The sequence below is a fragment of the Burkholderia sp. NFPP32 genome, assembly GCF_900119325.1.
Taxonomy (GTDB): domain Bacteria; phylum Pseudomonadota; class Gammaproteobacteria; order Burkholderiales; family Burkholderiaceae; genus Burkholderia; species Burkholderia pyrrocinia_C.
The window spans coordinates 64,356-90,787 of the sequence record NZ_FPJP01000004.1; the positions used below are offsets into that span (position 1 = coordinate 64,356).

The 26,432-nt window shown below is 66.4% G+C and carries 31 protein-coding genes and 1 pseudogene; 6 read left to right on the top strand and 26 right to left on the bottom strand.

Going from position 1 to position 26,432, the window contains the following annotated elements; translation table 11 throughout:
- Window positions 1-19: 19 nt before the first annotated feature.
- The 6 genes and pseudogenes from BT264_RS09605 to BT264_RS09625 form a co-directional block, all read right to left on the bottom strand.
- The gene (locus BT264_RS09605; protein WP_072467033.1) at window positions 20-1,663 is read right to left on the bottom strand and encodes a DUF2334 domain-containing protein; all 1,644 of its coding nucleotides are present in this window, start codon (window positions 1,661-1,663) and stop codon (window positions 20-22) included.
- Window positions 1,664-1,675: 12 nt separating this feature from the next.
- Entirely contained in the window at window positions 1,676-1,972 is a 297-nt protein-coding gene (locus BT264_RS09610; RefSeq protein ID WP_072437648.1) for a hypothetical protein, read from the bottom strand.
- Window positions 1,973-2,245: 273 nt separating this feature from the next.
- Window positions 2,246-2,514 (bottom strand): annotated as a pseudogene (locus tag BT264_RS40455) (hypothetical protein); the annotation flags it as partial.
- Window positions 2,515-2,633: 119 nt separating this feature from the next.
- Window positions 2,634-3,428 carry an ABC transporter ATP-binding protein gene (locus BT264_RS09615; protein ID WP_072437267.1) on the bottom strand — a complete coding sequence of 265 codons (795 nt, stop codon included), beginning with the start codon at window positions 3,426-3,428 and terminating at the stop codon, window positions 2,634-2,636.
- A gap of 1 nt (window position 3,429) precedes the next feature.
- Complete coding sequence (locus tag BT264_RS09620; protein ID WP_072437268.1) at window positions 3,430-4,326, bottom strand: ABC transporter permease; 897 nt, start codon at window positions 4,324-4,326, stop codon at window positions 3,430-3,432.
- A gap of 138 nt (window positions 4,327-4,464) precedes the next feature.
- A complete protein-coding gene (locus BT264_RS09625; RefSeq protein ID WP_072437269.1) occupies window positions 4,465-5,430 on the bottom strand; it encodes an ABC transporter substrate-binding protein in 966 nt (321 codons plus the stop codon).
- 333 nt (window positions 5,431-5,763) lie between these two features.
- Between BT264_RS09625 and BT264_RS09630 the strand changes: the two genes are divergently transcribed.
- Window positions 5,764-6,072, top strand: a complete 309-nt coding sequence (locus tag BT264_RS09630) for a VF_A0006 family four-cysteine protein (protein WP_072437649.1) — start codon at window positions 5,764-5,766, stop codon at window positions 6,070-6,072.
- Window positions 6,073-6,184: 112 nt separating this feature from the next.
- On the opposite strand, the gene BT264_RS09635 is transcribed toward BT264_RS09630, so the two are convergent.
- Window positions 6,185-7,000: a MetQ/NlpA family ABC transporter substrate-binding protein gene (locus BT264_RS09635; RefSeq protein ID WP_072437270.1), complete on the bottom strand. Its 816-nt coding sequence runs from the start codon at window positions 6,998-7,000 to the stop codon at window positions 6,185-6,187.
- Between the two features lie 207 nt (window positions 7,001-7,207).
- Window positions 7,208-8,845 (bottom strand): methyl-accepting chemotaxis protein, encoded by a 1,638-nt coding sequence (locus BT264_RS09640; protein WP_072437650.1) that lies wholly within the window; start codon window positions 8,843-8,845, stop codon window positions 7,208-7,210.
- 210 nt (window positions 8,846-9,055) lie between these two features.
- On the opposite strand from BT264_RS09640, the gene BT264_RS09645 reads away from it, so the two are divergent.
- On the top strand, window positions 9,056-9,346 hold the full coding sequence (locus tag BT264_RS09645) for a YciI family protein (RefSeq protein WP_034179097.1): 291 nt from the start codon (window positions 9,056-9,058) through the stop codon (window positions 9,344-9,346).
- Between the two features lie 143 nt (window positions 9,347-9,489).
- Here BT264_RS09645 and BT264_RS09650 read toward each other — a convergent pair whose 3' ends face one another.
- The 5 genes from BT264_RS09650 to BT264_RS09670 are packed head-to-tail and all read right to left on the bottom strand — an operon-like array spanning window position 9,490 to window position 13,569.
- Window positions 9,490-10,107: an SCO family protein gene (locus tag BT264_RS09650; protein ID WP_072437271.1), complete on the bottom strand. Its 618-nt coding sequence runs from the start codon at window positions 10,105-10,107 to the stop codon at window positions 9,490-9,492.
- Between the two features lie 18 nt (window positions 10,108-10,125).
- The gene (gene cyoE, locus BT264_RS09655; RefSeq protein ID WP_072437272.1) at window positions 10,126-11,028 is read right to left on the bottom strand and encodes a heme o synthase; all 903 of its coding nucleotides are present in this window, start codon (window positions 11,026-11,028) and stop codon (window positions 10,126-10,128) included.
- Between the two features lie 8 nt (window positions 11,029-11,036).
- Window positions 11,037-12,149, bottom strand: coding sequence for a COX15/CtaA family protein (locus BT264_RS09660; RefSeq protein ID WP_072437273.1), 1,113 nt, complete (start codon window positions 12,147-12,149; stop codon window positions 11,037-11,039).
- 25 nt (window positions 12,150-12,174) lie between these two features.
- Window positions 12,175-12,798 carry an SCO family protein gene (locus tag BT264_RS09665; protein WP_072437274.1) on the bottom strand — a complete coding sequence of 208 codons (624 nt, stop codon included), beginning with the start codon at window positions 12,796-12,798 and terminating at the stop codon, window positions 12,175-12,177.
- Window positions 12,799-12,858: 60 nt separating this feature from the next.
- On the bottom strand, window positions 12,859-13,569 hold the full coding sequence (locus BT264_RS09670; RefSeq protein WP_256260603.1) for an SURF1 family protein: 711 nt from the start codon (window positions 13,567-13,569) through the stop codon (window positions 12,859-12,861).
- A gap of 84 nt (window positions 13,570-13,653) precedes the next feature.
- On the opposite strand from BT264_RS09670, the gene BT264_RS09675 reads away from it, so the two are divergent.
- A complete protein-coding gene (locus tag BT264_RS09675; RefSeq protein WP_034179103.1) occupies window positions 13,654-13,863 on the top strand; it encodes a twin transmembrane helix small protein in 210 nt (69 codons plus the stop codon).
- 187 nt (window positions 13,864-14,050) lie between these two features.
- On the opposite strand, the gene BT264_RS09680 is transcribed toward BT264_RS09675, so the two are convergent.
- The 8 genes from BT264_RS09680 to BT264_RS09710 form a co-directional block, all read right to left on the bottom strand.
- Window positions 14,051-14,908, bottom strand: a complete 858-nt coding sequence (locus BT264_RS09680; protein WP_072437276.1) for a cytochrome c oxidase subunit 3 — start codon at window positions 14,906-14,908, stop codon at window positions 14,051-14,053.
- Between the two features lie 138 nt (window positions 14,909-15,046).
- On the bottom strand, window positions 15,047-15,247 hold the full coding sequence (locus BT264_RS09685) for a DUF2970 domain-containing protein (protein ID WP_047899090.1): 201 nt from the start codon (window positions 15,245-15,247) through the stop codon (window positions 15,047-15,049).
- A gap of 16 nt (window positions 15,248-15,263) precedes the next feature.
- Window positions 15,264-15,872, bottom strand: coding sequence for a cytochrome c oxidase assembly protein (locus BT264_RS09690; RefSeq protein WP_072437278.1), 609 nt, complete (start codon window positions 15,870-15,872; stop codon window positions 15,264-15,266).
- 35 nt (window positions 15,873-15,907) lie between these two features.
- Window positions 15,908-16,048, bottom strand: a complete 141-nt coding sequence (locus tag BT264_RS39140) for a cytochrome oxidase small assembly protein (protein ID WP_006760728.1) — start codon at window positions 16,046-16,048, stop codon at window positions 15,908-15,910.
- 80 nt (window positions 16,049-16,128) lie between these two features.
- Window positions 16,129-17,736, bottom strand: a complete 1,608-nt coding sequence (gene ctaD, locus BT264_RS09695) for a cytochrome c oxidase subunit I (protein WP_072437279.1) — start codon at window positions 17,734-17,736, stop codon at window positions 16,129-16,131.
- Between the two features lie 43 nt (window positions 17,737-17,779).
- The gene (gene coxB / locus BT264_RS09700) at window positions 17,780-19,381 is read right to left on the bottom strand and encodes a cytochrome c oxidase subunit II (protein ID WP_072437280.1); all 1,602 of its coding nucleotides are present in this window, start codon (window positions 19,379-19,381) and stop codon (window positions 17,780-17,782) included.
- A 57-nt stretch (window positions 19,382-19,438) separates the two neighbouring features.
- Window positions 19,439-19,963, bottom strand: a complete 525-nt coding sequence (locus BT264_RS09705) for a DUF2244 domain-containing protein (protein ID WP_051983603.1) — start codon at window positions 19,961-19,963, stop codon at window positions 19,439-19,441.
- Between the two features lie 195 nt (window positions 19,964-20,158).
- The gene (locus tag BT264_RS09710) at window positions 20,159-21,124 is read right to left on the bottom strand and encodes a methyltransferase domain-containing protein (protein ID WP_072437281.1); all 966 of its coding nucleotides are present in this window, start codon (window positions 21,122-21,124) and stop codon (window positions 20,159-20,161) included.
- Window positions 21,125-21,207: 83 nt separating this feature from the next.
- On the opposite strand from BT264_RS09710, the gene BT264_RS09715 reads away from it, so the two are divergent.
- On the top strand, window positions 21,208-22,011 hold the full coding sequence (locus BT264_RS09715; protein ID WP_072437282.1) for a ComF family protein: 804 nt from the start codon (window positions 21,208-21,210) through the stop codon (window positions 22,009-22,011).
- Between the two features lie 107 nt (window positions 22,012-22,118).
- Complete coding sequence (gene trmL, locus BT264_RS09720) at window positions 22,119-22,589, top strand: tRNA (uridine(34)/cytosine(34)/5-carboxymethylaminomethyluridine(34)-2'-O)-methyltransferase TrmL (RefSeq protein WP_034179112.1); 471 nt, start codon at window positions 22,119-22,121, stop codon at window positions 22,587-22,589.
- A 22-nt stretch (window positions 22,590-22,611) separates the two neighbouring features.
- Here trmL and BT264_RS09725 read toward each other — a convergent pair whose 3' ends face one another.
- The 5 genes from BT264_RS09725 to BT264_RS09745 all read right to left on the bottom strand — a co-directional run bounded on the left by BT264_RS09725 (window position 22,612) and on the right by BT264_RS09745 (window position 25,520).
- Entirely contained in the window at window positions 22,612-23,136 is a 525-nt protein-coding gene (locus BT264_RS09725) for an O-acetyl-ADP-ribose deacetylase (RefSeq protein ID WP_072437283.1), read from the bottom strand.
- 93 nt (window positions 23,137-23,229) lie between these two features.
- Window positions 23,230-24,228: an NAD(P)H-dependent glycerol-3-phosphate dehydrogenase gene (locus BT264_RS09730; protein WP_072437284.1), complete on the bottom strand. Its 999-nt coding sequence runs from the start codon at window positions 24,226-24,228 to the stop codon at window positions 23,230-23,232.
- Window positions 24,229-24,253: 25 nt separating this feature from the next.
- Complete coding sequence (secB, locus tag BT264_RS09735; protein ID WP_034179115.1) at window positions 24,254-24,733, bottom strand: protein-export chaperone SecB; 480 nt, start codon at window positions 24,731-24,733, stop codon at window positions 24,254-24,256.
- A gap of 107 nt (window positions 24,734-24,840) precedes the next feature.
- The gene (grxC, locus tag BT264_RS09740) at window positions 24,841-25,101 is read right to left on the bottom strand and encodes a glutaredoxin 3 (RefSeq protein WP_034179116.1); all 261 of its coding nucleotides are present in this window, start codon (window positions 25,099-25,101) and stop codon (window positions 24,841-24,843) included.
- Window positions 25,098-25,520 (bottom strand): rhodanese-like domain-containing protein, encoded by a 423-nt coding sequence (locus BT264_RS09745; RefSeq protein ID WP_072437285.1) that lies wholly within the window; start codon window positions 25,518-25,520, stop codon window positions 25,098-25,100. Before BT264_RS09745 ends, grxC begins: the two co-directional genes overlap by 4 nt.
- 134 nt (window positions 25,521-25,654) lie before the next feature.
- Between BT264_RS09745 and gpmA the strand changes: the two genes are divergently transcribed.
- Entirely contained in the window at window positions 25,655-26,401 is a 747-nt protein-coding gene (gene gpmA / locus BT264_RS09750) for a 2,3-diphosphoglycerate-dependent phosphoglycerate mutase (RefSeq protein WP_072437286.1), read from the top strand.
- Window positions 26,402-26,432 lie beyond the last annotated feature (31 nt).

Consider the following 26,432-nt stretch of genomic DNA (forward strand, 5'->3'; position numbering starts at 1 on the left):
AGCTGCCGCCATGCCAGTATCACTTGGCAGTCGTGCCGTCTACCCACGTATAGCCGAGATTCGTAATGCCGGTGATCAGGCTCTGGAAGTCCTGGTACGCCGGCAATCCGAGATCGGGTTCAAGCCAGTATGGATGGAAGAAGAAGGACGCGAAACCGTCCCGCACCGCCAAACCGTATTGCGCATTGGTCACGAGTTGCTGCCATGTGTACGCGATACACGAGAATTGGTCGACATTGCAGATGTTGTACTGGATGCTGCCCAGGTTCTCCGGAACGATCCGCTGTCCGTAGTAATCGGAGTTGATGATGTACGGAAAGAACTGCCCGGCCGAAAAGTCCTGGTTGGGCGCCCCCGTTCCGATTTGAGGATTGGTCGCGGTGTAGTAGACGGCCCGCTGGAACGTCGTCGGAAACTCGAGGGCAGTGGCCGCCGCCGCATTCGGCGACATCTGGTACTGCGGCGCAGCCCAGCCGACGACCTTGTAGCCGTTGGTCGTGAACTCGAGGATGCCCTCGGCCATTCTGCCTGCCGCCCATTGAACGGAGTCCTCATCGACGGGACGGTTCTGGACCGCATACCAGAACTCATAGTCGCTACCGCTGACCGCGGTGAGAAGATTCGGCGTCGAATCGTACTGGTGCGTATAGCCGTGCATCACGATCGAGCCGCCGTGCGCTATCGCGTAGTTCAGCGCGCTCATGAGGCCCGTTGCCTGCGCAAGATGGATCGTCTCCGGGACGCCGCCGGTGTAATAGCCGTTCGGATCCGTATACACGGGGATGGTGGCCATCGTGAACGGAATCTGCTTCGAATACAGGTAATTCGTCAGCGTTGTCATCGAACTCGTCGTCGTATACGCGTCGAGGTCCTCCAGACGGACGAGCGCACGGTGATTCACCGGTGCATTGGTCTGCAGTATGTCGTGCAGGATGTCGCATATCACCAGGTATCGATCTGTCGGGCCGATGAAGGAAAACGGCACATCCGCGAAATACCAGAGCTTGCCCGAACGCATGACGTATGGCGTGGTTGTGCCGGTCTTGCTGTTCTTGATGGTGACGAGTGCCTGCGCCTTGGTGGCATCGACGACCTGGGTCAGCCCGACATCCGGGTCCGCATTGATGGCGCCGGATGATGCGTCATAGGCGTAGTACTTGACCATCGGCAGATTCTTGTACGTGACCGTGTCGTAGAAGCCGGGATTCGGATTGCTCGACGAAGGCGGCGCGTTCAACCCGGCAATGCCGAGAAAGCTGAACCCGAAGGTCTGGTTGAAGGTATAGGCCGTGTTCCATGCAAGCTGCCACAAGTTGTATTTGAACCAGACCACGGTCTTCGTGGCGGTCATCACGTCGCTCATGAACGCCGTCGGAATCGGGTTGTTGTAGTAGTCGCCGATGTAGAACGTGACGTCGTGGTTCGCGACCATTCCGGCCGTGTAGTTCTGTATCGGAACCAGGTCGACTGTCGCGTTGAAATGGCCAAGCAGGTTTCTCAACATGATGCTGTACATCAGGCCGAGCTTCGAATACGGGTCATTGGCCGGATTGTCGTACAGCACGAGCGTACGTGCCGTGGTGACCTGCGCGTGCGCCGTGCCCGGCAACGTCATTTGCGCGAGTCCGGCAAGCAGGGCGATGACAAGCAGGATCTTTTTCATGGCCGTTTCTCCCTAGTCACGTTGCACGTTGCCGCCGGCTTTCTTGACGGACTTCAAGTTGAACTTGGGGCGCCCCGTCTCCTTGTATGCCTTCTCCCATTCCTCGTCGGACATACCCGGCTTCACCTTGACCTGGGCGGAACCGTTGGGTAACGGAGGCGGCTTGATCTTTACGGCAGACGAATTGCCCTTCTCCTGCGCATTCGTATCCTGAACAGCGACGGCGAAGGCGAGCGCGGAGATTAATGTGACGAGTGATCCGACAATGCTCAGCCCGTTCCGAAAATATCGATTTCGGTAAGAAAGCATGATTTTCATCCTTCGGCATGCGAAATAATTTCCACCCGTTATGGAAACGAGCACGATGATGTGCCAGTCATAATCGGGGCGTTATGTCGTTATTTGTTGCGTGCTTGATACCGGATAAAAATCCGGAATCGGACAGTTTTGCTTTCAAGCTAGAACCGTACCAACCGTCGCAAATTGGCATAGGACCAAGGCACCGAAGTCGGCACGCCATGGCAATCCGAAATTGTTTAGAAAAAAACGTTTCAGGTGTGCAACGTATCCGCTGTCGCTGCCGTCATCCATCGCGCGTGCGTGCAGCGTGAGCGCGGCCCATGTGCGATCACCGAACACGCGCGCAATCCATTCGACCTGGGCTCGAGCCTCTGCGCGCTGGCCGGGAAGTCTGGCGACAGGATCGCGATGCAATCGGGCAGGCCACGCAGGCGCTAAGGGGGCTTTCTGATGCTCGTGATCGAGCTGCGCCAGGCATGCGTGCCGAGCGAAACCAATTCGCAGAGGTTGCCGTAACCGTCGCGGTTCATCGCAAGCGCGGCGAATGCGATCCTCGCAACCATCCGGCCCGCTGCGATGCACACGCGCCGAATCACCCGGCCGGATCGGCACTCAAACCGGCACGATGCAACACCACATCGCGCCGGCTCGCCGCGTGCCGCCCGTCACGTCAACTCAGCAACAACGCGTCGTCGTCGAGCTGCTCGTGCCGCACCTTCTCGAACATCTGCAGCAGGTCCGGCACGTCGAGCCCCTTGCGCGCGTCGCCCGACACGTCGAGCACGACCTGTCCCTGATGCAGCATCACCGTGCGATCGCCGTAGTCGAGCGCCTGCCGCATGCTGTGCGTGACCATCATCGTCGTCAGCCGGCTCTCGGCGACGATGCGCGCGGTCAGCTCCAGCACGAACGCGGCCGTCTTCGGGTCGAGCGCGGCCGTGTGCTCGTCGAGCAGCAGGATCCGCGACGGCCGCAGCGACGCCATCAGCAGGCTCACGGCCTGCCGCTGGCCGCCCGACAGCAGCCCGATCCGGTCGGTCAGCCGGTTCTCGAGGCCGAGATTCAGCAGCCGCAGCTTGTCGCGGAACAGCTCGCGCGACGGCCGGTCGAGCGCGGCCCGGAAGCCGCGCCGCACGCCGCGCGCCGTCGCGAGCGCCATGTTCTCCTCGATCGTCAGCGCCTCGCAGGTGCCGGCCATCGGATCCTGGAACACGCGCGCGACGAGGTGCGCGCGGTCCCACGCGGGCTGGCGCGTGACGTCCGCGCCGTCGATCGAGATGCGCCCCGCATCGACGCGCTGGTCGCCGCTGACCGCATTGAGGAAGGTCGACTTGCCGGCGCCGTTCGAGCCGATCACCGCGACGAACTGGCCGTCGGGAATCTCGAGCGACAGCCCGCGCAGCGCGCGCGTCTCGATCGGCGTGCCGGGATTGAACGTGAGTGTCAGGTCTTGTGCGGACAGCATGTCATGCCCCTCCGTTCTTGCGCGCGAACAGCTTCTTGCGCGTCGCCGGCAGCACCAGCGCGATCGTGACGAGCGCGGCCGTCACGAGGTTCAGGTCCTGCGCCTTCAGGCCGATGAATTCGCTGTTCAGCGCGAGCGCGATGAAGAAGCGGTAGACGATCGCCCCGAGCACGACGGCGAGCGTCGTCAGCACCAGCCGGCGCGCGGGCAGCAGCGTCTCGCCGATGATCACCGCGGCCAGCCCGATCACGATCGTGCCGATCCCCATCGAGATGTCCGCGCCGCCCTGCGTCTGCGCGAACAAGGCGCCTGCGAGCGCGACGAGCGCGTTCGACAGCGCCATCCCGGCAAGCGTCGCGCGGCCGGTTGCGATGCCCTGGGCACGCGCCATCCGCGGGTTCGCGCCGGTCGCGCGCATCGCGAGGCCGAGCTGCGACGAGAAGAACCAGTCGAGGCCGAGCTTCGCGACCACGACGACGATCGCGAGCAGCGCCGGGCGCAGCACGTAGTCGGGCATCCAGTCGGGCTGCAGCACGGTGAACAGCGTCGGCTCGGTGATCAGCGGCACGTTCGGCCGGCCCATGATCCGCAGGTTCACCGAATACAGCGCGATCATCATCAGGATGCTGGCGAGCAGATCCATGATCTTCAGGCGCACGTTGAGCCAGCCCGTGATGAAGCCGGCCGCCGCGCCCGCGACGATCGCGAGCACCGTCGCGGAGAACGGGTCGTAGCCGGCCGAGATCAGCGTCGCGGCGACGGCGCCGCCGAGCGGAAAACTGCCGTCGACGGTGAGGTCGGGGAAGTTGAGGATGCGAAACGAGATCAGCACCCCGAGGGCGACGAGACTGAAGATCAGGCCGATCTCCAGCGCGCCCAGAAACGAGAACAGAGACATGATGGGGAAATCCTGTTGCTTCCCGGCCGGACGTGTACGGCCGGGCGAAGCGAACGGGCGGCCCCGGGTGGGAGCCGCCCGTCCGGCGGTGTCGTTCGGGCCCGGATCGGGCCCGCAAGCGCGGCGGTCGGCCGCGGCTTACTTGATGACCGTCTTCGCTTCCTTGACGAGATCCGGCGCCAGCGTGACGCCCTGCTTCGCGGCCGCGCCCGTGTTCGCGAACAGCTCGAGGTTGCTGCTCGTCTCCGACGCGATCGCGCCCGGCTTCTCGCCCTTCAGGATGCGCGCGACGACCTTGCCCGTCTGGCGGCCGAGGTCGCCGTAGTTGATGCCGAGCGCCGCGATGCCGCCGCGCTTCACGCTGTCGGTGTCGCCGGCGACGAGCGGGATCTTCGCTTCGTTCGCGACCTTCACGAGCGCTTCGTACGCGGACACGACGTTGTTGTCGGTGTTCGTGTAGATCACGTCGACCTTGCCGATCAGGCTCTTCGCGGCCGGGCCGATGTCGACGGTACGCGGTGCGGCCGCCTCCTTCAGCGTCATCCCCTGCTTCGCGAGAATCTCCTTGAGCTCCTTCACGACGACGACCGAATTCGCCTCGCCCGGGTTGTAGACCATGCCGACCGTCTTCGCATTCGGCACGACGCGCTTGATCAGCGCGACCTGGCGATCGAGCGGCAGCTTGTCGGACACGCCCGTCACGTTGGTGCCCGACGGGCCCCAGCCCTTCACGAGCTGCGCGGCGACCGGATCGGTCACGCCCGAATAGACGACCGGCACGCTCTTCGTCGCCGCGACGACCGACTGCGCGGCCGGCGTCGCGATCGCGACGATCACGTCGGGCTTGTCGCCGACGAACTTGCGCGCGATCTGCGCGGCCGTGCCCGTGTTGCCCTGCGCGCTCTGGTATTCCCACTTGAGCTTGTCGTCGCCGTAGCCTTCCGCCTTCAGTTCGGCGCGCACGCCGTCGCGGATCGCGTCGAGCGCCGGATGGTCGACGATCGACAGCACCTTGACGGTCTGCGCGTGCGCGGCGCCTGCCAGCGCGAGTGCGGCCACGCCGGCCGCGATCGAACGGATCGCGAAAGTCTTGAATCGCTTCATGGGTGAGTCTCCCCCGTATTGTGTCGGTTCTGGATGATGGATTCCCGCCGCCGTCAGGCGGGCTCCGCCGCGCGTAAAACTCGGCGGCGGCCGGCCCGCGCACCCCCCGGGAAGGTGCGTAGCGGCGAACGCACGAGGATACCATTTCCGCAGACCACCGCCTGACTCCCCGCTTTCGCCCGGCGCGCCGGATTGCGCTGCCCGCCGGTGCCCGCAACCGCGCGCGAAGCCCGGCCGGCGGCGGTTCCCGCCGGCATCGGCGCAACGCGTCAGCCGCGTTGACGGCTTTACGTTATGCTGTCGGCCGACCCAGGCGACACCATCGGAGGGCACATGAAACAGGGAGTCCGTGCAATCGCATTCGCGGCCGTCGCGCTGGCGCTGCCGGGCGCGGCGTTCGCGCTGACCGACGGCTATGCGCAATACGACGAGTGCATGCTCGGCGCGCTGCGCGAAAGCCGCAACGCCGCCGCGGCCCAGCTGATCCAGCGCTCCTGCGACGCGCTGTACCGCAACAACGCGATGCTGCTGCCGCGCGAGCGGCGCTTTCACGAGTGCGTCGTGCAATCGCTGCCGGGTGTGCGCGACAACTATGCGATCCAGCAGATCATGGCGATCTGCTCGCGGCGCGGCGACATGTAATCCGGCATCGAACGCGGCGCACCGCGCGGCCGTCCACCGGCCGCGCCAATGAAAAAGGGCCTGCGCGCGACGCAGGCCCTTTTCGTTCGGCGGTCCGACCGGTGTGCGGCGTTCAGAACGACGCGACCATCGAGCCCTTGAACTGCTTCTTGATGAATTCCCGCACTTCCGGCGACTGGTACGCCTTGACCAGCTTCTTCACCCACGGCTGATCCTTGTCCTTCGCGCGCACGGCGATCAGGTTCGCGTACGGGCTCGTCAGCGCTTCGAGCGCGATCGCGTCCTTGGTCGGCTGCAGGTTCGCGGCCAGCGCGTAGTTCGTGTTGATCACGGCCGCGTCGACGTCCGACAGCACGCGCGGCAGTTGCGCGGCGTCGAGCTCGGAGATCTTCAGCTTCTTCGGGTTCTCGGCGATGTCGAGCACCGTCGCGTTGTTGCCGCCCGTGCCGGCGCCCGACTTCAGCTTGATCACGCCTTGCGTCTGCAGCAGCAGCAGCGCGCGGTTCTCGTTCGACGGATCGTTCGGCACCGCGAGCTTCGCGCCTTGCGGCAGGTCCTTCAGCGACTTGAACTTCTTCGAATACACGCCGATCGGCGAGATGTAGGTCAGGCCCGCGCTGACGATCTTGTAGCCGCGCTGCTTCACCTGGCTGTCGAGGTAGGGCTGGTGCTGGAAGCTGTTCGCGTCGAGGTCGCCCGCGTCGAGCGCCGCGTTCGGCTGCACGTAGTCGTTGAACTCGATGACCTTCACGTTCAGGCCTTCCTTCTCCTTCGCGACCTTCTGCACGAGCTGCCACACTTCCGCATCCGGGCCGGCGACCGTGCCGACCTTGATCACCTTGTCCTCGGCGTGCGCGCCCGCCGACAGCGTCAGCGCTGCACCGGCGGCCAGCACGGAAAATACCTTCAGGAGACTGCGACGCTTCATCTGTTTCTCGCTTTCTTGCTTACTGGAAATGGGGCGCGATACGGGTATCCCCCGACTCGCTGGAAGGGGCAAATGGTGTCACAGGATCGGCGGGAAGTGAAATACATCCCGCTCATATGGGTATGCACCGCAGCGGTGCCGGCGACGGATGCGCGGCTTGGCCGTTAGTTGCGTTCGCCTATCGCGCATCGGCCTCGGCCGTACGCGTCACGCCACCGCTGCGCCGTCGGCCGCCTTCGTGCCGAACGCGGGTTCGGCCGCCCGCTCGCCGGCCCGCCGCGACGATATGCCGCCGGCATCGCCGACCCGGAACGCGCCGACCGCGTCGCGCAGCCGCGCGGCCTGTTCCTGCAGCGACGCGGCGGCGGCCGCGGCTTCCTCGACGAGCGCCGCGTTCTGCTGCGTCACCTGGTCCATTTGCGTGACCGCGCGCCCGACCTGCGTGATGCCGCTCGCCTGCTCCTCGGACGCGGCCGCGATCTCGCCCATGATGTCGGTCACGCGCGCGACGGCCTGCAGGATCTCGCCCATCGTCGTGCCGGCCTGGCCGACCAGCGTCGAACCGTTGCGCACGCGCTCGACCGAGTCGACGATCAACGCGCGGATCTCCTTCGCGGCCGTCGCGCTGCGCTGCGCGAGCGAGCGCACCTCGCCCGCGACCACCGCGAAGCCGCGGCCCTGCTCGCCCGCACGCGCGGCCTCGACCGCCGCGTTCAGCGCGAGGATGTTGGTCTGGAATGCGATGCCCTCGATCACGCCGATGATGTCGGCGATCTTGCGCGAGCTGTCGTCGATCTCGCCCATCGTGCCGATCACGCGGTTCACGACGTCGCTCCCCGTGCGCGCGATGTCCGACGCGTTGTTCGCGAGCCCGCTCGCCTGCCGCGCGTTGTCGGCGTTCTGCTTCACCGTCGCGGTCAGCTGCTCCATGCTCGCGGCCGTTTCCTCCAGCGACGCGGCCTGCTCCTCGGTGCGCTGCGACAGGTCGTCGTTGCCGGCCGAGATCTCCCGGCTCGCCGACGCGATCGATTCGGCCGACTGGCGAATCCCGCCGATCGTCGCCTGCAGCCGTGCCTGCATGTCGCGCATCGCGGCCATCATGCTCGTGCGGTCGCCCGCGCGCACGGGCACCGGCTGCGTCAGGTCGCCCTGCGCGATGCGCGTCGCGAGCGCGGCCGCTTCGTCGGGCTCGCCGCCGAGGCTGGCGCGCACGTTGCGGATGATCACCAGCATCGCCGTGCTGATCACGAAGCCGATCACGAACACGACCGCGAGGTGGCCGAGCAGCGTGCGGTAGTAGATGGTGTCGATGTCCTTCAGGAACACGCCGCTCGAGATGTTCCAGTCCCACGGCGCGAACCGCGTGACGTAGCTGATCTTCGGCACGGCGGTTTCGCTGTGCGGCAGCCGCCCGCGATATTCGGCGAAGCCGCTGCCGGTCTCCTTCGCGGCGTTCAGGATCGTGACGAACAGCGGCTTGCCGTCCGGATCGAGATAGTCGCCGACCTGCGTGCCGACCAGCTTCGGCAGCGTCGGATGCATCAGCACGACCGGTTTCGAGTCCATCACGAACACGTAGCCCGAATCGCCGTAGCGCATCGCGGCAAGGCTCGCGAGCGCGTCGCGCTTCGCGTCGGCCTCGGGCAGCGTGCCGCTCTGCGCAAGCGCGTGATACGCCGTCACGATGCCGGCCGCCGAGTCGACGAGATTCGCGATGCCGGCCTTGCGTTCGGCGAGCATCGTCGCGCGCGTCTCGTAGGCGCTCCAGGCGCCGACGCCCAGCAGACCGATCCATACCAGCGCAAGCGCGAGCCACAGCTTGCGGTTCAAACTCATTCTGCTCATCTGCGTGCCTTTATCGATGTCGGTGCACACGATGCGCACGAACGGCCTGCCGCGCGCAAACGGTTGCCCTTGCATTTACGGCAACGAGGCTTACAACTTGAATACGCGCCGATGCGGAACGGACGGCCCCGGCGCGACAGCCCGCATCCGCTGTGCTACAAAGACCGGCTGGCCGGCGCGCGACGCGCCGGCGCCATTCCGGGGCCATCCATGTACGTCATCGACATCCACTACACCGCATCGCTCGAGCGCATCGACGACGCGCTCGAACGCCACCGTGCATATCTGCAGCCGCTGTTCGACAAGGGCATCTTCATCGCGGCGGGGCCGAAGGTGCCGCGCGAAGGCGGCGTGATCCTCGCGGCCCGCATCGATCGCGACGAACTCGACGCGATCCTGAAGACCGACCCGTTCGTCACCGAGGGGCTCGCGACGTATCGCGTGACGGAATTCCGGATCACGCGCGCCGCGTCCGGCTTCAACGTGCCGGCGCTGCCGTAACGCGGCTCCTGCGTGGCACGCAGGCGCGCGCCGACGCGCCGCGCGGCGGGCAGCGCATGCACACGAAAAGGGAAGGGGGAAAGCGTGACGGCGCAATACGGCCGACACGCGAAACGCCGGGCCGGGCGCCCGGCGAATGCCGGTCAGTCGACCAGCAGCTTCAGGTCGTGGACCCACGGGCCGGGGCCCTGGCCGTCGCGCACGAACAGGCGGAGCTTGCCGTCGCGATCGAACACGTAGCTCGCGGCGGTGTGGTCCATCGTGTAGCTGCCGGGCGTCTTGCCGGGCACTTTCGCGTAGTACACGCGGAAATCCTTCGTGACCTTCTTCAGCGCCGCTTCGTCGGCCGGCCGCAGGCCGATGAACGACGGATCGAACGCGGGCACGTACTGGCCGAGCAGCGCCGGCGTGTCGCGTTCCGGATCGACGGTGACGAACAGCACCTGCACGCGCTTCGCGGCATCGGGCCCGAGCTGCTTCAGCGCCTCGGACAGTTCGGCCATCGTCGTCGGGCACACGTCCGGGCAGTGCGTATAGCCGAAGAACATCACGACGGCACGGCCCTTGAAGTCTGCGAGCGTGCGCACCTTGCCGGCCGTATCGGGCAGCGAGAAGTCGTTGCCGAACTGCGTGTTGCCGGTGATGTCGAGATTCTGGAATTTCGGCGCGTTGTCGCATCCGGCGAGCAGCAGCGCTGCCGTGAATGCGCACGCGAGCATCCAGCCTTGGCGCGCGCGGCGCCCGAACCGTGATTGGAGCATTGCGTTCAAACCGTGCGGTTACACGCCGAGCAGCGGGCGTGCATAGTGATCGACGAGCAGCGCGGCGAACAGCAGCGACAGATAGACGATCGAATAGCGGAAGGCCTTGCGGGCGAGTGCGTCCGAATAGTCGCGGTAGATCTTCCACGCATACGCGAGGAACACCGCGCCGAGCAGCACCGCGCTCGTCAGGTAGACAGCCCCGCTCATCCCGGAGATGAACGGCATCAGCGTGACCGCGAACAGGATCACCGTGTACAGCAGGATATGCAGCCGCGTGAACTTCTCGCCGTGCGTGACGGGCAGCATCGGCAGCCCCGCGCTCTCGTAATCCTTGCGGCGATAGAGCGCGAGCACCCAGAAATGCGGCGGCGTCCACACGAAGATGATCAGCACGAGGATCCACGCGTCGCCGGGCACCGCGCCGGTGACCGCGGCCCACCCGAGCGCCGGCGGCATCGCGCCCGACGCGCCGCCGATCACGATGTTCTGCGGCGTCATCGGCTTGAGCAGCAGCGTGTAGATCACCGCGTAGCCGACGAACGTCGCGATCGTCAGCCACATCGTCAGCGGGTTCGTGAACGTATAGAGCGTCCATGCGCCTGCGCTGCCGAGCACGGCCGAGAACACCAGGATCTGCGGCGTCGTGATCTCGCCGCGCGCGGACGGGCGCCATGCGGTACGCCGCATCATCGCGTCGATCTTCTGTTCGACGAGGCAGTTGATCGCGAATGCGGCGCCGGCCAGCAGCCAGATGCCGACCGTGCCGCCGATCAGCACATGCCACGGCACCATGCCCGGCGTCGCGAGGAACATGCCGATCACCGCGCAGAACACCGCGAGCTGCGTGACACGCGGCTTCGTCAGCGCCATGTACTGGGAAAAGCGGCTACCGGGCGATTGGGAGAGGGTGCTTTGCATGGGGGCGGTCACGCCGGGGCGGCGTCGCGCGCAGGCTGCGCGACACGGCCGGGGCGGCTTGAAAGGATGCGAAAGTTTAACATGACGACGAGCAGCAGCAGGATCGCGGCACCGCCGTTGTGCGCGACGGCGACCGGCAGCGGCCACTGCAGCACGATGTTGGTCAGGCCCGTCACGAACTGCAGCAGGACGACCAGCAGCACGCCGTTCGCGGGCCGCCGCAGCGATTCGAAGCGGCGCATCTTCAGCGCGAACGCGATCAGGTACGCGACCACGACGAACGCGAACGTGCGGTGCGTCCAGTGGATCGCGACCAGCGCATCCTGCGTGATCGCGTCGCCGTCCTTCGTCATCCCGAGCGCGCGCCACAGGTGGAAGCCGTGCCCGAAGTCCATCGGCGGAATCCACTGGCCGTTGCAGGTCGGGAAATCGGTACACGCGAGCACCGCGTAGTTGGTGCTCACCCAGCCGCCGAGCGCGATCTGCACGACCAGCAGCACGAGCGCCGCGAGCGCGGCCGCGCGATAGCGCCCGGCCTCCGGGTCGTGAGACGGCAGCGGCGTCTGCCGCGCCGCGAGCCAGCCGAGCGTGCCGAGCAGCGTGAGGCCGAGCAGCAGGTGGATCGTGACGATTACCGGCTGCAGCTTCATCGTGACCGTCCATGCGCCGAACACGCCCTGCACGACGATCAGCAGCAGCAGGCTCGTCGGCCACCACGGCGATACGTGCAGCGGGCGGCGACGCAGCCGCGCGGCCCATGCGATCACGACCTGCGCGATGATCAGCACGCCGATCGCCATCGCGAAATAGCGGTGGATCATCTCGATCCACGCCTTCGTCATGCTGACGGGGCCCGTCGGCATCGCCTGATGCGCGGCCGTGATCGCGGCATGCGCGATGAACGGCGACGACGTGCCGTAGCAGCCGGGCCAGTCGGGGCAGCCGAGCCCCGAATCGGTCAGCCGCGTGAAACCGCCGAACATCACCAGGTCGAGGGTCAGGAACGTGGTGATCCACACGAGCTTGCGGAACTTGTCGTCGTCGGCCTTCACCCACACGTACGACAGCGGCAGCAGCGCGATGCAGAAGCCGATCAGGCCGAGTTGCAGTAGATACGACATCGGAATGGTGCCTCGCTCTCTCGCCTTAGCCGATGCTCGACCACTTCAGCAGCTTCGTCACGTCCGCCTTGATCTTGCTGGGATTCGGGTCTTTCGGGAAACGCATCATCAGGTTGCCGTTCGGATCGACCATGTAGATATGGTCGGTGTCGTTCGTGCCGGCGTCGGCCGGCAGCCACGCGGCCACCGCGGCCGGATCGGCGACGAGCCGGCGCGTGTCCGGATAGGCTTCCAGCACCTTCTGCGGCATCGCGCCCGCATCGCTGCGCAGCCATACCATCGTGAGCCGGTGCCGTTCGCCGGCCTGCGTGACGCGGATCTGGCGCATGAAATAGAGCTTCTTCGCGCACGCGTCGTCGCACGCGCTGCGATCCGTCATCACGAACAGCCACACGCCGCGCAGCGACGACAGCGGCACCGTCTTGCCGGTTTCGTCGGTGACCTGCAGATCGGCCGGGATCGGCCGCTGCGGCTCGATCAGCGTACCGTAGTTGGTCGAACCGCCCTTCGGCTTGATCACGTAATAGGTGAAGTACGACGCGAGCATCGGCGCCGCGCACACGAGACCCAGCAGCACGAGCATCCAGCGGCCGCGCTTGCGGGCCGCAGGCGACGGCGCAGCGGCCGGACCCTGACGGGAAGATTGCATGGACAAATCAGACCTCTCGAAACGAACCCGCGGCGCGTGCGCCGCGTCCTGGCATGGCGCTCACGCGCCGGCCGACTTCTTCGCCGCACGCCGCGCGGCGTACAGGCCGAAGCCGAGCGCGGCCGCCGCCATGGCCCACCACTGAAACATGTAACCGTAATTGCGCTCGACGCCGGTCGTCGCCGCCGGCCAGTCGCGCACGAGCTTGTCGCCGTCGTCGCTCGTCTGCTGGATCACGAACGGCTGCAGCGGCAGCCCCGTTTCCTTCGCATACGCGGCGACGTCCAGGTTCTGCCGGATCTTCTGGTGCGCCGCCGACCCGCCTTCGCCGAGCTCGAACGCACGCGACGCGTCGGCGCGCGCGATACCCACGATCTCGACGTCGCCCGTGGGCGTCGCGAACGACTCGATCGCCGTGCGATCGGCGATGTTGCGCGGCAGCCAGCCGCGGTTGACGAGCACGACACCGCCGCCCGTGAGTTTAAACGGCATCACGACGTAAAAACCCGGCTGGTCGTTATACGGCCGATTGTCGAGAAACACCGCTTGCTCGGGCAGGAAGCGGCCCTTCGCACGCACGCGATGAAACTCGATCGACGCGAGCGGAATCGGCCGCGCGCCGACGTCGACCGGCACCGCATGCTCGTAGCGCACGATGCTCGCCTGCAGCGCTTCCTTCCGGTGCGCGCGGTCGCGCTGCCAGAAACCGAGACGGATCGTGACGGCGACGACGACGAGAATCAGCAGCGCAGGCAGCCAGCGAATCTTCATCGTGCAACCCGCCGGGCACATTCGCGAAAGCGAAATGCGATAATTATCCCCTTCCTTCCGAATTGCCGTCGTCCGGTTCGCGTCATGCACATACTCGTTCCCATCGCCTTCGTCCTCATCATCGCCAGCATGGGCTCGGCGCTCTACTTCATGATGCACGACCGCGGCCACACGAAACGCATGGTCTGGTCGCTCGCCACCCGCGTCGGGCTGTCGGTCTCGCTGTTCCTGTTCATCCTGCTCGCGAACTGGATGGGCTGGATCCATTCGACCGGCCTGCCGATCGGGCGTTGACGCATTTGTCGCCGCGGCCTGCGGCAACCGCTGCGACACGCTGTGACATTTAGCCGCACGACCGCGCCACCAAGTAAAAGCGCCGCCTGACTGAGTCGCGGCGGCGCCAGGGTGGTGTCGGCTCGCAACTGCCGGGCCGACACCAATGAAAACGGCCCGCGCATTGCTGCGCGGGCCGTTTTTCCATTTACAGCCAGTAGACGACGACGTACAGGCCGAGCCAGACGACGTCGACGAAGTGCCAGTACCACGCGGCGCCTTCGAATGCGAAGTGGTGATCGGGCTTGAAGTGGCCGCGGATCATCCGCACCAGCACCACCGCGAGCATCGTGCCGCCGAGGAACACGTGGAAGCCGTGGAAGCCGGTCAGCAGGAAGAACGTCGAACCGTACACGCCCGAGTTCAGCGTCAGGTTCAGTTCGTTGTACGCGTGGAAATACTCGAAACCCTGCAGGAACAGGAAGCAGATACCGAACGCGAGCGTCGCGGCCAGCCATGCGATCGCCTTCTTGCGATGATCGTCGCGCAGCGCGTGGTGCGAGATCGTCAGCGTCACGCCCGACGACAGCAGGAATGCCGTGTTGATCGTCGGGACCGGCCACGGGCCCATCGTCTTGAAGTGACCGGCGAGCGCGGCAGGGCCTTCGTTCGGCCACACGGCGGAGAAGTCCGGCCAGATCAGCTTGTAGTCGAGGCTGCCGAGCTGGTGCAGCGCGATTTCGCGCGCATAGAACAGCGCGCCGAAGAACGCGCCGAAGAACATGACTTCGGAGAAGATGAACCAGCTCATGCTCCAGCGGTACGACTTGTCGACGTTCTTGCCGTAATGACCGCCTTCCGATTCGGCGATCGCGTCGCCGAACCAGTGATACAGCGTGAAGAGCAACCACAGCAGGCCGAGCAGCGCCGTAAACGGCGCCCAGTCGTGACCGTTGATCCACAGCGCCACCGATCCGAGCATGACCAGCAGGCCGACGGCCGCGCTGATCGGATGCTGCGACGGATGCGGCACGAAATAGTACGGGGTCTGGTTTTGACCGCTCATGCTTGATTCTCCACTTCAGTCCAATTTGTGTACCGGAAACCGCTCCGGCTTTATTTCTTGCGCGGCACGACCGCCACCGCTCTTTCCTGCACGCAGCGCCGCGGCGCTGCGCACTGCATTCTTTCGTGGCCGCGGGCCTCAGCCCACGACGGCACGCACGATCAGGATCAGCACGCCGATGAACACGCCGGCCGCGATCAACGCGACGATCAGCACGTGCAGCGGATTGAGCTGCGTCGCGTCGGCCTCCAGGTCGCGCCGCTTGCGCACCCCGAAGAACGACCACAGCACCGCTTTCACCGCCTGGCCGAACGACCCGCCCCGCTTGCCCTCCGTCATCGCCCCGTCTCCGTCGTCACGCATCCGGCTTCGCCGCGCCCTGCGCCGCGGTACTGCGCGTCGCCGGCGCCGGCGCGGCCGGCGTATTCAGTTCGAAGAACGTGTACGACAGCGTGATCGTCTTCACGTCCTTCGGCAGTTTCGGATCGATCACGAACACCACCGGCATCTTGCGCGACTCGTTCGCGGCCAGCGTCTGCTGCGTGAAGCAAAAGCACTCGATCTTCTTGAAGAACTCCGTCGCCTGCTTCGGCGCGTAGCTCGGAATCGCCTGTGCAACGACCGGCCGGCCCTGCCCGTTCGTCACGTCGTACACGATCGTCGTCAGCTCGCCCGGATGCACGTCGAGGCTGTTGTGCTCCGGCTTGAAACCGAGCGGGCCGCGCGCGTTCGCATCGAACTCGACCGACACCGTGCGGCTGGTGTCGACCTGCGAGTTCTTCACCTCGCGCTCGCTGACGTCGCGCTGCACCAGGTTGTTGATGCCGGTGATCTGGCAGATCGCCCGATACATCGGGATCAGCGCAAAGCCGAAACCGAACATCAGCCCGGCCACGACGAAGAGCTTCACCAGCATCGAACGATTGAACGCGCGATCGACGGCGCCCTCTTCCGGCTTCGACATACGACAACTTCCTCGCTACTGCGTCAGTTACTGCATCAGTGAGTGGACAGCCACCACTGCTTGATCACGACACCCACAAAAAAAACGGCGGCGATGACGAGCAGGATGAGGCCGAGCCGCTTGTTGCCCGCGCGAATCTGCTCGGGCGTTCGTCTTTCTTGTGGATTCCGGTTCATCTGAAACTTCGCTGAAACTTCGATTCGGCGCCCGCCGCGCCTGCCTGCACGGCAGGCAGCGGCTAAGCGCACTGTGAAACTTACTCGACGTGCGGCGGTTGCTCGAACGTATGGAACGGAGCCGGGCTCGGCACCGTCCACTCGAGGCCCGTCGCGCCGTCCCACGGCTTGTCCGACGCCTTTTCCAGGTCGCCGCCGCCACGGTAGGCCGGCAGCGCGACCGCGAACAGGAAGTACACCTGCGCGAGGCCGAAGCCGAATGCGCCGATCGTCGCCACCTGGTTGAAGTCCGTGAACTGCGCCGGGTAGTCCGCATAGCGGCGCGGCATGCCCGCGAGGCCGACGAAGTGCATCGGGAAGAACGTCAGGTTGAAGAAGATCATCGACGCCCAGAAGTGGATCTTGCCGCGCGTCTCGTTGTACATCCAGCCCGTCCACTTCGGCGCCCAGTAGTACCAGCCCGAGAACAGCGCGAACAGCGAGCCGGCCACCAGCACGTAGTGGAAGTGCGCCACCACGAAGTAGGTGCCGTGATACTGGATGTCGAGCGGCGCCATCGCGAGCATCAGGCCCGTCAGGCCGCCGAACGTGAACACGAACAGGAAGCCGATCGCGAACAGCATCGGGGTTTCGAAGGTCATCGAGCCGCGCCACATCGTCGCGAGCCAGTTGAACACCTTCACGCCCGTCGGCACCGCGATCAGCATCGTCGCGTACATGAAGAACAGCTGGCCGGTGACCGGCATGCCCGTGGCGAACATGTGGTGCGCCCAGACCATGAACGACAGGATCGCGATCGAAGCCGTCGCATACACCATCGAGCTATAGCCGAACAGCGTCTTGCGTGCGAACGCCGGGATCACCTGCGACACGATCCCGAACGCCGGCAGAATCATGATGTACACCTCGGGGTGGCCGAAGAACCAGAAGATGTGCTGGTACATCACCGGGTCGCCGCCGCCTGCCGCGTTGAAGAACGACGTGCCGAAGTGACGGTCGAACAGCACCATCGTGATCGCGCCTGCCAGAACCGGCATCACGGCGATCAGCAGGTAGGCCGTGATCAGCCACGTCCACGCGAACATCGGCATCTTCATCAGCGTCATGCCCGGCGCGCGCATGTTCAGGATCGTCACGACGATGTTGATCCCGCCCATGATCGACGACGCGCCCATGATGTGGACCGCGAAGATCGCGAAGTCCATGCCCGGGCCCATCTGCGTCGACAGCGGCGCGTACAGCGTCCAGCCGGCGGCCGTCGCGCCGCCCGGCGCGAAGAACGAGCCGACCAGCAGCACTGCCGCGACCGGCAGCAGCCAGAAGCTGAAGTTGTTCATCCGCGCGAACGCCATGTCGGACGCGCCGATCTGCAGCGGAATCATCCAGTTCGCAAAGCCGACGAACGCCGGCATGATCGCGCCGAACACCATGATCAGGCCGTGCATCGTCGTGAGTTCGTTGAAGAACTCCGGACGCATGATCTGCAGGCCCGGCTCGAACAGTTCGGCACGAATGCCGAGCGCCATCACGCCGCCCGACAGGAACATGATGAACGAGAACAGCAGGTACAGCGTACCGATGTCCTTGTGGTTGGTGGCGAACAGCCAGCGCCGCCAGCCATGCGGGGTTTCGTGCGCGTGGTCGTCGTGCGCGTGGTCCGCGGCTACGTCGTGCCCGATGCTAGACATGAGAATCTCCTAATGCGAATACGTCGACTAACTCAGCGACACGTCAAGCCGCCGGACCGATCTCGACACGCCGGGCTTCCTTAGCGTCAGCCCCGCCCGTGATCGTTTCCGGCTTTTTCATGATGATGTGGTCTTCCGCCACGCCTGCTGCCTTCAGCGCGTCGCGCACGGCTTGTGCGCGGTGCTTCGCCAGTTCGGCGTTCGCGTCGGCCGAGCCCGTCTTGTCGGTGAAACCCGACAGCGCGAGCTTCGCGTCCGGATGTGCCTTCGCATAGTCGGCCGCGGCGGCGATCGCCGCTTTCGCGTCGGCCGGCAGCACGCTCTTGCCCGTCTCGAAGTAGATCGTCGACAACGCGGCCGATGCCGCTGCCGACGCTGCCGCCGGCTGCTCGGCTGCGCCCGACGCGGCTTGCGCCGGTGCCGAAGCCGCTTCGGCCGGCGCCGCTGCGCCTGCCGTGTCTTCCGGCATCTTGCCGTTGCGCGCGTCAGCCACTTGCTTCGGCTGCAGCAGGTCGTTCTTGTGGTTGCCCCACGAATTACGCTCGTACGTGACGACCGATGCGATGTCGAGGTCCGACAGCGACGCCCACGACGGCATCGCGCCCTTGCCGTTCAGCACGCGCTCGACGTGGCCGGCGATCGGGCCGTTCACGATCGGGCTGCCGTCCATCGCCGGGAATGCGCCGAGGCCCTTGCCGCTCACCTGGTGGCAGGCCGCGCAGTTCGCCTTGTAGACTTCCTCGCCGTGCGCGACGAGTTCGGCCATCGTGTAGACCTTGTTCGGATCGACCGCCGCGCCGGCCAGCTTGGCCTTCTGCGCGGTGACCCACTTCGCGTAGTCGTCTTCCGACAGAACTTCGACCACGACCGGCATGTACGCGTGTTCCTTGCCGCACAGCTCGGTACAGAAACCGCGGAAGGTACCGACCTTGTCGGCCTTGAACCACGTGTCGCGCACGAAGCCGGGAATCGCATCCTGCTTCACGCCGAACGCGGGCACGTACCACGAGTGGACGACGTCGTTCGCGGTCGTGATGATGCGGATCTTCTTGTTGACCGGCACGACGAGCGGGTTGTCGACTTCCTGCAGATAGGTGTCGGTGATCGGCTTCTTGCCCATCACTTCGTCGCGCGGGGTGGTCAGCGTCGACAGGAAGCCGATGCCCTCGCCCGGGCCCTTCACGTAGTCGTAGCCCCACTTCCACTGGTAGCCGGTGACCTTGATCGTGAGATCGGCGTTGGTCGTGTCCTTCATCGCGACGACGGCCTTCGTCGCCGGCAGCGCCATCAGCACGACGATGACGAACGGCACGATCGTCCAGATGATCTCGACGGTCGTGCTTTCATGGAAATTGGCGGCCTTGTGGCCTTTGGATTTGCGGTGCGCGAAGATCGAATAGAACATCACGCCGAACACGCCGACGAAGATCACCGTACACAGGATCAGCATCATCGTGTGGAGATCGTAGAGCTCCTCGGCGATCTTCGTGACCGGCGGCTGAAAGTTGATCTCGTTGACGCGGGGGCCGCCCGGGCTATCACCGACCGCCAGGGCGGCACCGGCAAAGAGCAATCCGCTGCATGCCAGCACGCCCGTGAGGGCTCGCTTGATTGTTTTCATAGCATCCTTACCCAAAATTTCCATTCAAACCCTCCCCCGTCGCAAGCCGCCGGCCTGTTCCCGGCCGGTGCCCGCGCCTCGTCAGCCGCAGCGCCTGAGCGACATGCGCAGTTCGTCGGCGAACTGCGCACGCTTGTACTGCGCGAGATGCTGCCCGATTACGACGGTCTGCCCGCGCGATACCAGCCGAATCGGATCGCGTGGCGTCGCGCCCGGCTCGACCCGCACCCAGCGCGGGTTGAATTCGATCTGCGTGAGCCGCTCCGCATCCATCCGCTCGATCACGAGCCGGTGCGGGAACAGCCTGATGCGTTCGTAATCGACCGCATGGCGAGCATAGATCGCGAATGCGACACCCACAGCCAGCAACTCGATTCCGGTGAAGGGCATGACGAGCCAAGCCCCCCGCCACATCAGCAACGTCGCGATCACCAGCGAGAAGCCCGCGAGCGACGCGTAAAACAGCACGAACTGGCGCGGCGACGCCGAACAGTTGCGTTTCATGAGCCAGTCTTCGAGGACCGGCTCGCCGTTCGTCGTCTCCGCCAAAACCCTCGCTGCTTCCATCGCCGCCTCACGCGAATGGCATGCGATGCATGCCTGCATCGGACTCGTCGCCCCGTATTGCGGGGACCCCGGGACGACAAGCTGACGCATTATAGGCGGGTTCAATGGCATCCACAAGCAAGCGCCTATCGCCCGCCAAGCCAAGCGCGACAAGCTTTCCGGCCATTTTGGGCGCCAATTCGACCCCGCTTTGCACCGCTAATTTCGGACATAACAAAACCCCTCTTTACCGCTTTACCGATTCTTCGGACGCCCCTTTCCGATGTCCTCGATGCGCACGATCCCGTGCCCTTCGGCGGTCGTGCGCGGCACGGCCTTCCATGCGTGGCCGTAGATCACCTCGAAGGTCAGCGCAATCGTACCGTCCGCGCGCCGGCGCGCTTCCAGCGCGTCGCCGAGCGCCGCGCGAAAGCGTCGCGTCGCACGCTGCGGCGCCGCGCGCTCGAACGGATAGGCGCCCCAGCGGCGCACGTCGGCCAGCAGGGAATCGGGGGATTTGTACGTGACGGTCAGCACTTCCTGGTCCATCACGGGAATCTCGAAGCCGCTCTCGACGAGCATGTCGCCGAGGTCGTGCATGTCGACGAAATCGATCACGCGCGCGGCGGGCTGTGCGATGCCGAGCGCCGCTTCGGCGTCCGTGCAGGCTGCGCGCAGCTCGCGCAGCGTGTCGGGGCCGAGCGTGCTGAACATCAGCAGCCCGTTCACGCGCAGCACGCGCTGCCATTCGGGCAGCACCGCGTCGGGGCGCGAATGCCAGTGGAGCGCGAGATTCGACCAGATCAGGTCGAACGCGCCGCCCGGGAACGGCAGCGCGGCGAAGTCGGCCTGCGCGACGCGCGGGCCGCGCTGGCCCAGCGCCCGGCCGAGCGAGGCCGGCAGCCAGCGGCGCCAGCTCGTCTGTTCGACCTCGCGCTGACCGGCCCGCGCAAGCATCGCGCCGGACAGGTCGACGCCGAATACGGGCGCTTCAGGAAAGCGCGCGCGCAGCGCCGGCAGATCGTCGCCCGGGCCGCAGCCCGCATCGAGCACGGCCGTGGGGCTCACCTTGATGTATTCGAGACGCTCGTTCATCCGCTGCGCGATCTCGCGCGGCAGGAACGCGACCGCGTCGAACGTGGCGGCACGGCGATCGAAGATCCGCCGCAGGCGCCTGGCGTCATTGGCCGGACGGCCTGTTGAAGTCGAAGCTGGGGACATGTCGGGCACACTGGCGAAGAGCCCGAAGTATACTCGCTCGCCCCGCAGGCTTCATCGAGACGGGGCCGCCAGGAGTGTTCGCAATGATCCGCAGTTCCGCTCCGCGCACGATGCGCGTCGTTTTGTCGCAGGTTCGCGCGCTGGCTGCGCGCGTCGCCGCGGTCGCGCTGCCGAATCGCTGCGCACTGTGCGGCAATTTGTCACATACCGTGATTTGCATTGCCTGCGACGCCGCGTACTGGAATGAAGCGCGGCTGCGCTGCGACGTCTGCGCGCTGCCGCTGGGTGTCGGCCAACCGCGTTCGCGCCCGCTCCGTGGCGGGCACAGCGGCGCCGGCCGCACGGCCGCGTACCGGTGCGACGCGTGCCGCACCGCGATGCCGCCGTTCGATGCGACGCTAGCGCTCGCGGATTACCGTGCGCCGCTCGACGGGCTCGCGCGCGGCCTGAAGTTTCATGCGCGGCTCGCGCTCGGCGCCGAATTCGCGGCCCGGCTCGCCCGGCTCGTCGACGATACGCGCGGGACCGGCGGCTTCGACCTGGTCGCGCCGGTGCCGCTGTCGCACCGGCGGCTCGTCGCGCGCGGCTACAACCAGGCATGGGCGATCGCGCGGCCGCTCGCGCGGCGGCTCGGCGTGCCCGCGGATGCGGCGCTGCTCGCGCGCGTCGCCGACACCGCGCCGCAGTCGCGGCTCGCCCTGCGCGCGCGGCGCGACAACGTGATGTCGGCATTCGCGGTGGCCGGCGACGTCGCGGGCCGCCACGTCGCGCTCGTCGACGACGTGATGACGTCCGGCGCGACGTTCGCGGCCGCCGCGCACGCATTGAAGGCGGCAGGCGCCGCGCGCGTGACGAATCTGGTTGCGCTGCGCACCGCCAGGGATTAATTAAATAGAGAGGCCGGCCGCCTGCACGCGGCCGCGGCCGTCACGAACCGGCCGGCCGGGAACGAGCGCGCGTTGCTCCGCCCCGGCCGGCCCAGCCAAACCGAAACATGTTCAACGTCGTCCTCGTCGCTCCCGAAATTCCGCCGAACACCGGCAACGTGATCCGCCTGTGCGCCAACACCGGCGCGCACCTGCACCTGATCGAGCCGCTCGGCTTTCCGCTCGACGACGCACGGATGCGCCGCGCCGGCCTCGACTATCACGAATATGCGCAGATGCGCGTGCACCGCGACTGGGACGCCTTCGTCGCGGCCGAATCGCCCGATCCCGCGCGAATGTTCGCGTTCACGACACGCGGCTCGGGCCGCTTCCACGATCATGCGTTCCTGCCGGGCGACTGGTTCGTGTTCGGCTCGGAGACACGCGGCCTGCCCGCCGCGCTGCTCGAACGCTTCCCGAACGAACAGCGCGTGCGCCTGCCGATGCGGCCGGACAACCGCAGCCTGAACCTGTCGAACACGGTCGCGGTGGTCGTGTTCGAGGCGTGGCGCCAGGCCGGCTTCGAAGGCGGCGCATGATGCGTGCGCGGCGCGGGATGCGTCAGGCCCGCGCGAGCCGCGCGCAATACAGGTCGTGGATGTCGGGGGAAAAGCACGCGAATATCACGCGTGCGAGGCTCGGCGCCTGCGGCAGCATTTCGACGACGGTGCCGACTGCAATGTCGACGGCCTCGCCGGCCGGATAACGGTAGATGCCGCAACTGATCGCCGGAAACGCGATCGACGTCGCGGCCACCTCTTCGGCCAGCTCGATCGCGCGCCGATAGCACGATGCGAGCAGGTCGGGCTCGCCGCGATCGCCGCCGTGCCACACCGGCCCGACCGCATGGATCACGTAGCGCGCCGGCAGCCCGTGGCCGCGCGTGAGCTTCGCGTCGCCCGTCTCGCAGCCGCCGAGCGTGCGGCACTCGGCGAGCAGGCCGGGGCCGGCCGCGCGGTGGATCGCGCCGTCGACGCCGCCCCCGCCGAGCAGCGAGCCGTTCGCCGCGTTGACGATCACGTCGACATCGAGCGTCGTGATGTCGACGAGTTGCGCATCGAGCGTGGTGGAATGGATCTGCAGCATGACAACCTCCCGAAACGCCGGAGACTTGTTCAAGCGTAGTGCGCTTTGGCGCCGCGCGCTTGGCGCGACCGCGCCTGGCGGCGCCCGGCCGTGCTACTCGGCGCGCGCGTCGCGCCGCAGCAGGCCGCTGACGGCGTCGCGCGGCGCGATGCCGTCGAACAGCACGCCGCACACGGCTTCGGTAATCGGCATTTCGATCGACTGCGCGTGCGCGATCGCCAGCACGGCCTGCGCGCAGCGCACGCCTTCGGCCACGTGGCCGAGCGCACCGAGGATGTCGTTCAGCGTCCGGCCGGCCGCCAGTTGCAGGCCGACCGTGCGGTTGCGCGACAGGTCGCCCGTCGCGGTGAGGATCAGGTCGCCGAGACCCGTGAGGCCGGTGAAGGTTTCCGCGCGGCCGCCGAGTGCGACGCCGAGCCGCGACATTTCGGCGAGGCCGCGCGTAATCAGCGCGGCGCGCGCGTTCAGCCCGAGGCCGAGGCCGTCGGAAATGCCGGTCGCGATCGCAAGCACGTTCTTCACCGCGCCGCCGACCTCGACGCCGACCACGTCGTCACCCGTATAGATCCGCATCGCGCCGTGATGGAACGCGGCGAGCGTGCGCTCGCGGCATTCGGCGGACGCGCTCGCCACCGTCAGCGCGACGGGCAACGACTGTCCGACCTCGCGTGCAAAGCTCGGCCCCGACAGCACGCCGTTGCTGCGCTGTTCGGGCAGCTCGGCCGCGATCACCTGATGCGGCAGCAGATGCGTGTCGGCCTCGAAGCCCTTGCAGACCCAGACGATGTGCGCGGGCACGCAGCCTGCGTCGCGCATCGCGCGGAACAGCGTGCGCAGCCCGGCCACGGGCGCGGCGATCACGCACAGCGCGTCGTCCGCTGCGCCATGCGCGAGCGCGGCGCCGAGATCGGCGTCGTAGCGCAGTGCGTCAGGCAGCGCGATGCCGTCCAGATAGCGGGAATTTTCGTGCCGGGCCTGCAGCCCGGCGATGAGCGCGGCGTCGCGCGCCCACAGAAGCGTATCGTGCCGCGCGGCCAGATGGCCCGCGAGCGCGGTGCCCCAGGCACCGGCGCCGAGAACGGCTACTTTCATACCCAGCACCGGTCCGTGTGAAACGTCAGTTCAGCGTCGTGCCGTTCGGCGCGCCTGCGGCGCCGGCCTGCTGCTGAAGCTGCGCGAGACGCTGCTCGTACAGCGCCTGGAAGTTGATTTCCGCCAGGTGGATCGGCGGGAAGCCCGCACGCGTGATCGCGTCGGCGATGTTCGAGCGCAGGTACGGGAACAGGATCGTCGGGCAAGCGATGCCGACCAGCGGGTCGAGCTGTTCGTCCGGAATGTTGCGAATGTCGAAAATGCCGGCCTGCTTCGCTTCGATCAGGAACGCGACCTTGTCCTTCACCTTCGCGGTGACGGTACCCGATACGACGACTTCGAACACGCTTTCCGCGAGGCGGTCGGCCTTGACGTCGACTTCGACTTCAACCGACGGCATGTCCTGCTCGAGGAAGATAGCCGGCGAATTCGGCTGCTCGAGCGACATATCCTTCAAGTAGACGCGCTGGATGTTGAAGAACGGTTGGTTTTCGACGTCGGACATGGTGTTTCCCTAAAAGTGGTGACGGAGCGGCCCGGCTTCTCGCCGGCCGCCACGGATGAATCCTGCGCGCCCAAGCCGCGGCGCGGCCGGCGGCCATTCTGCCCTAATCAGGCCGCTTGCAGAAGCGGCGCGAGCCCGCCTTCGCGGTCGAGCTTCGACAGATCGTCGTAGCCGCCGACGTGCGTGTCGCCGATATAGATCTGCGGCACCGTGCGGCGCCCCGTGCGCGTCATCATTTCCTCGCGGCGTGCCGGATCGCGGTCGATCAGCACCTTTTCGATCTGCTCGACACCGCGCAGCTTCAGCAGGCGCTCGGCCTGCATGCAATACGGACACACCTGCGTGCTGTACATCAGAACCTTGTTCACTTCGCTGCTCCTTGTTTGACGACCGGCATCCCGGCCTGCTGCCAGGCAGCCACGCCGCCCTCGAGCACGTGCACCTCGGCATAGCCCGCCGCCTCGACCTCGCGCGCCGCCTTCTGCGACTGCTGGCCATTCTGGCAGACGAGCAGCACCGGCGTGCTCTTGTTCTTCGCGACCTGCGCGATCTTCGCGCCGATCTCGCCCGCCGCGACCTGACGCGCCGACGGCAGGTGGCCGGCGGCGAAATCGGACGCGGCGCGCACGTCGATCACGACCGCATTGCAGCGGTTGATGAGCTGGGTGGCCTCCGCGGCCGACAGGCCGCCGCGGCCGCGGCGCAGGGCGGGCCACGCCAGCAGGCCGCCGGATACCAGCAGGATCGCGATGAGGGCCAGGTTCGTGTAATTGGTAAAGAACGTCACGGAATTCCGCCGGAAAAAGAGAAATCGGATGAGGACAATCCCGCCATTATAAAATAACCGCCTTGCGCGATGGCGGGCCCGGGTCGGGTGCCGCGCGACGCGCACCGCTTCCTTCACTACCGACCGCAAGATCCATGTACAAACTCGTTCTCATCCGCCACGGCGAATCGACGTGGAACAAGGAAAACCGCTTCACCGGCTGGGTCGACGTCGACCTGACCGAACAGGGTCGCAACGAGGCCTACCAGGCCGGCGAATTGCTCAAGGAGGCCGGCTACACGTTCGACATCGCGTACACGTCGGTCCTCAAGCGCGCGATCCGCACGCTGTGGCACGTGCAGGACCGGATGGACCTCATGTACCTGCCGGTCGTCCACTCGTGGCGCCTGAACGAGCGCCACTACGGCGCACTGTCGGGGCTGAACAAGGCGGAAACGGCCGCGAAGTTCGGCGACGACCAGGTGCTCGTCTGGCGCCGCAGCTACGACACGCCGCCGCCCGCGCTCGAACCGACCGACGAGCGCGCGCCGTTCAACGACCCGCGCTATGCGAAGGTGCCGCGCGAGCAACTGCCGCTCACCGAGTGCCTGAAGGACACGGTCGCGCGCGTGCTGCCGCTGTGGAACGAGTCGATCGCGCCCGCGGTCCGCGCCGGCAAGCAGGTGCTGATCGCCGCGCACGGCAACTCGCTGCGCGCGCTGATCAAGTACCTCGACGGCATCTCGGACAGCGACATCGTCGGCCTGAACATCCCGAACGGCGTGCCGCTCGTGTATGAACTCGACGAGGACCTGAAGCCGATCCAGCACTATTACCTCGGCGACCAGGACGCGATCGCGCAGGCGCAGGCCGCCGTCGCGAAGCAGGGCAAGGCGAGCTGACGCCCGTCGCGCCGGGCGTGCCGCGTCCGGC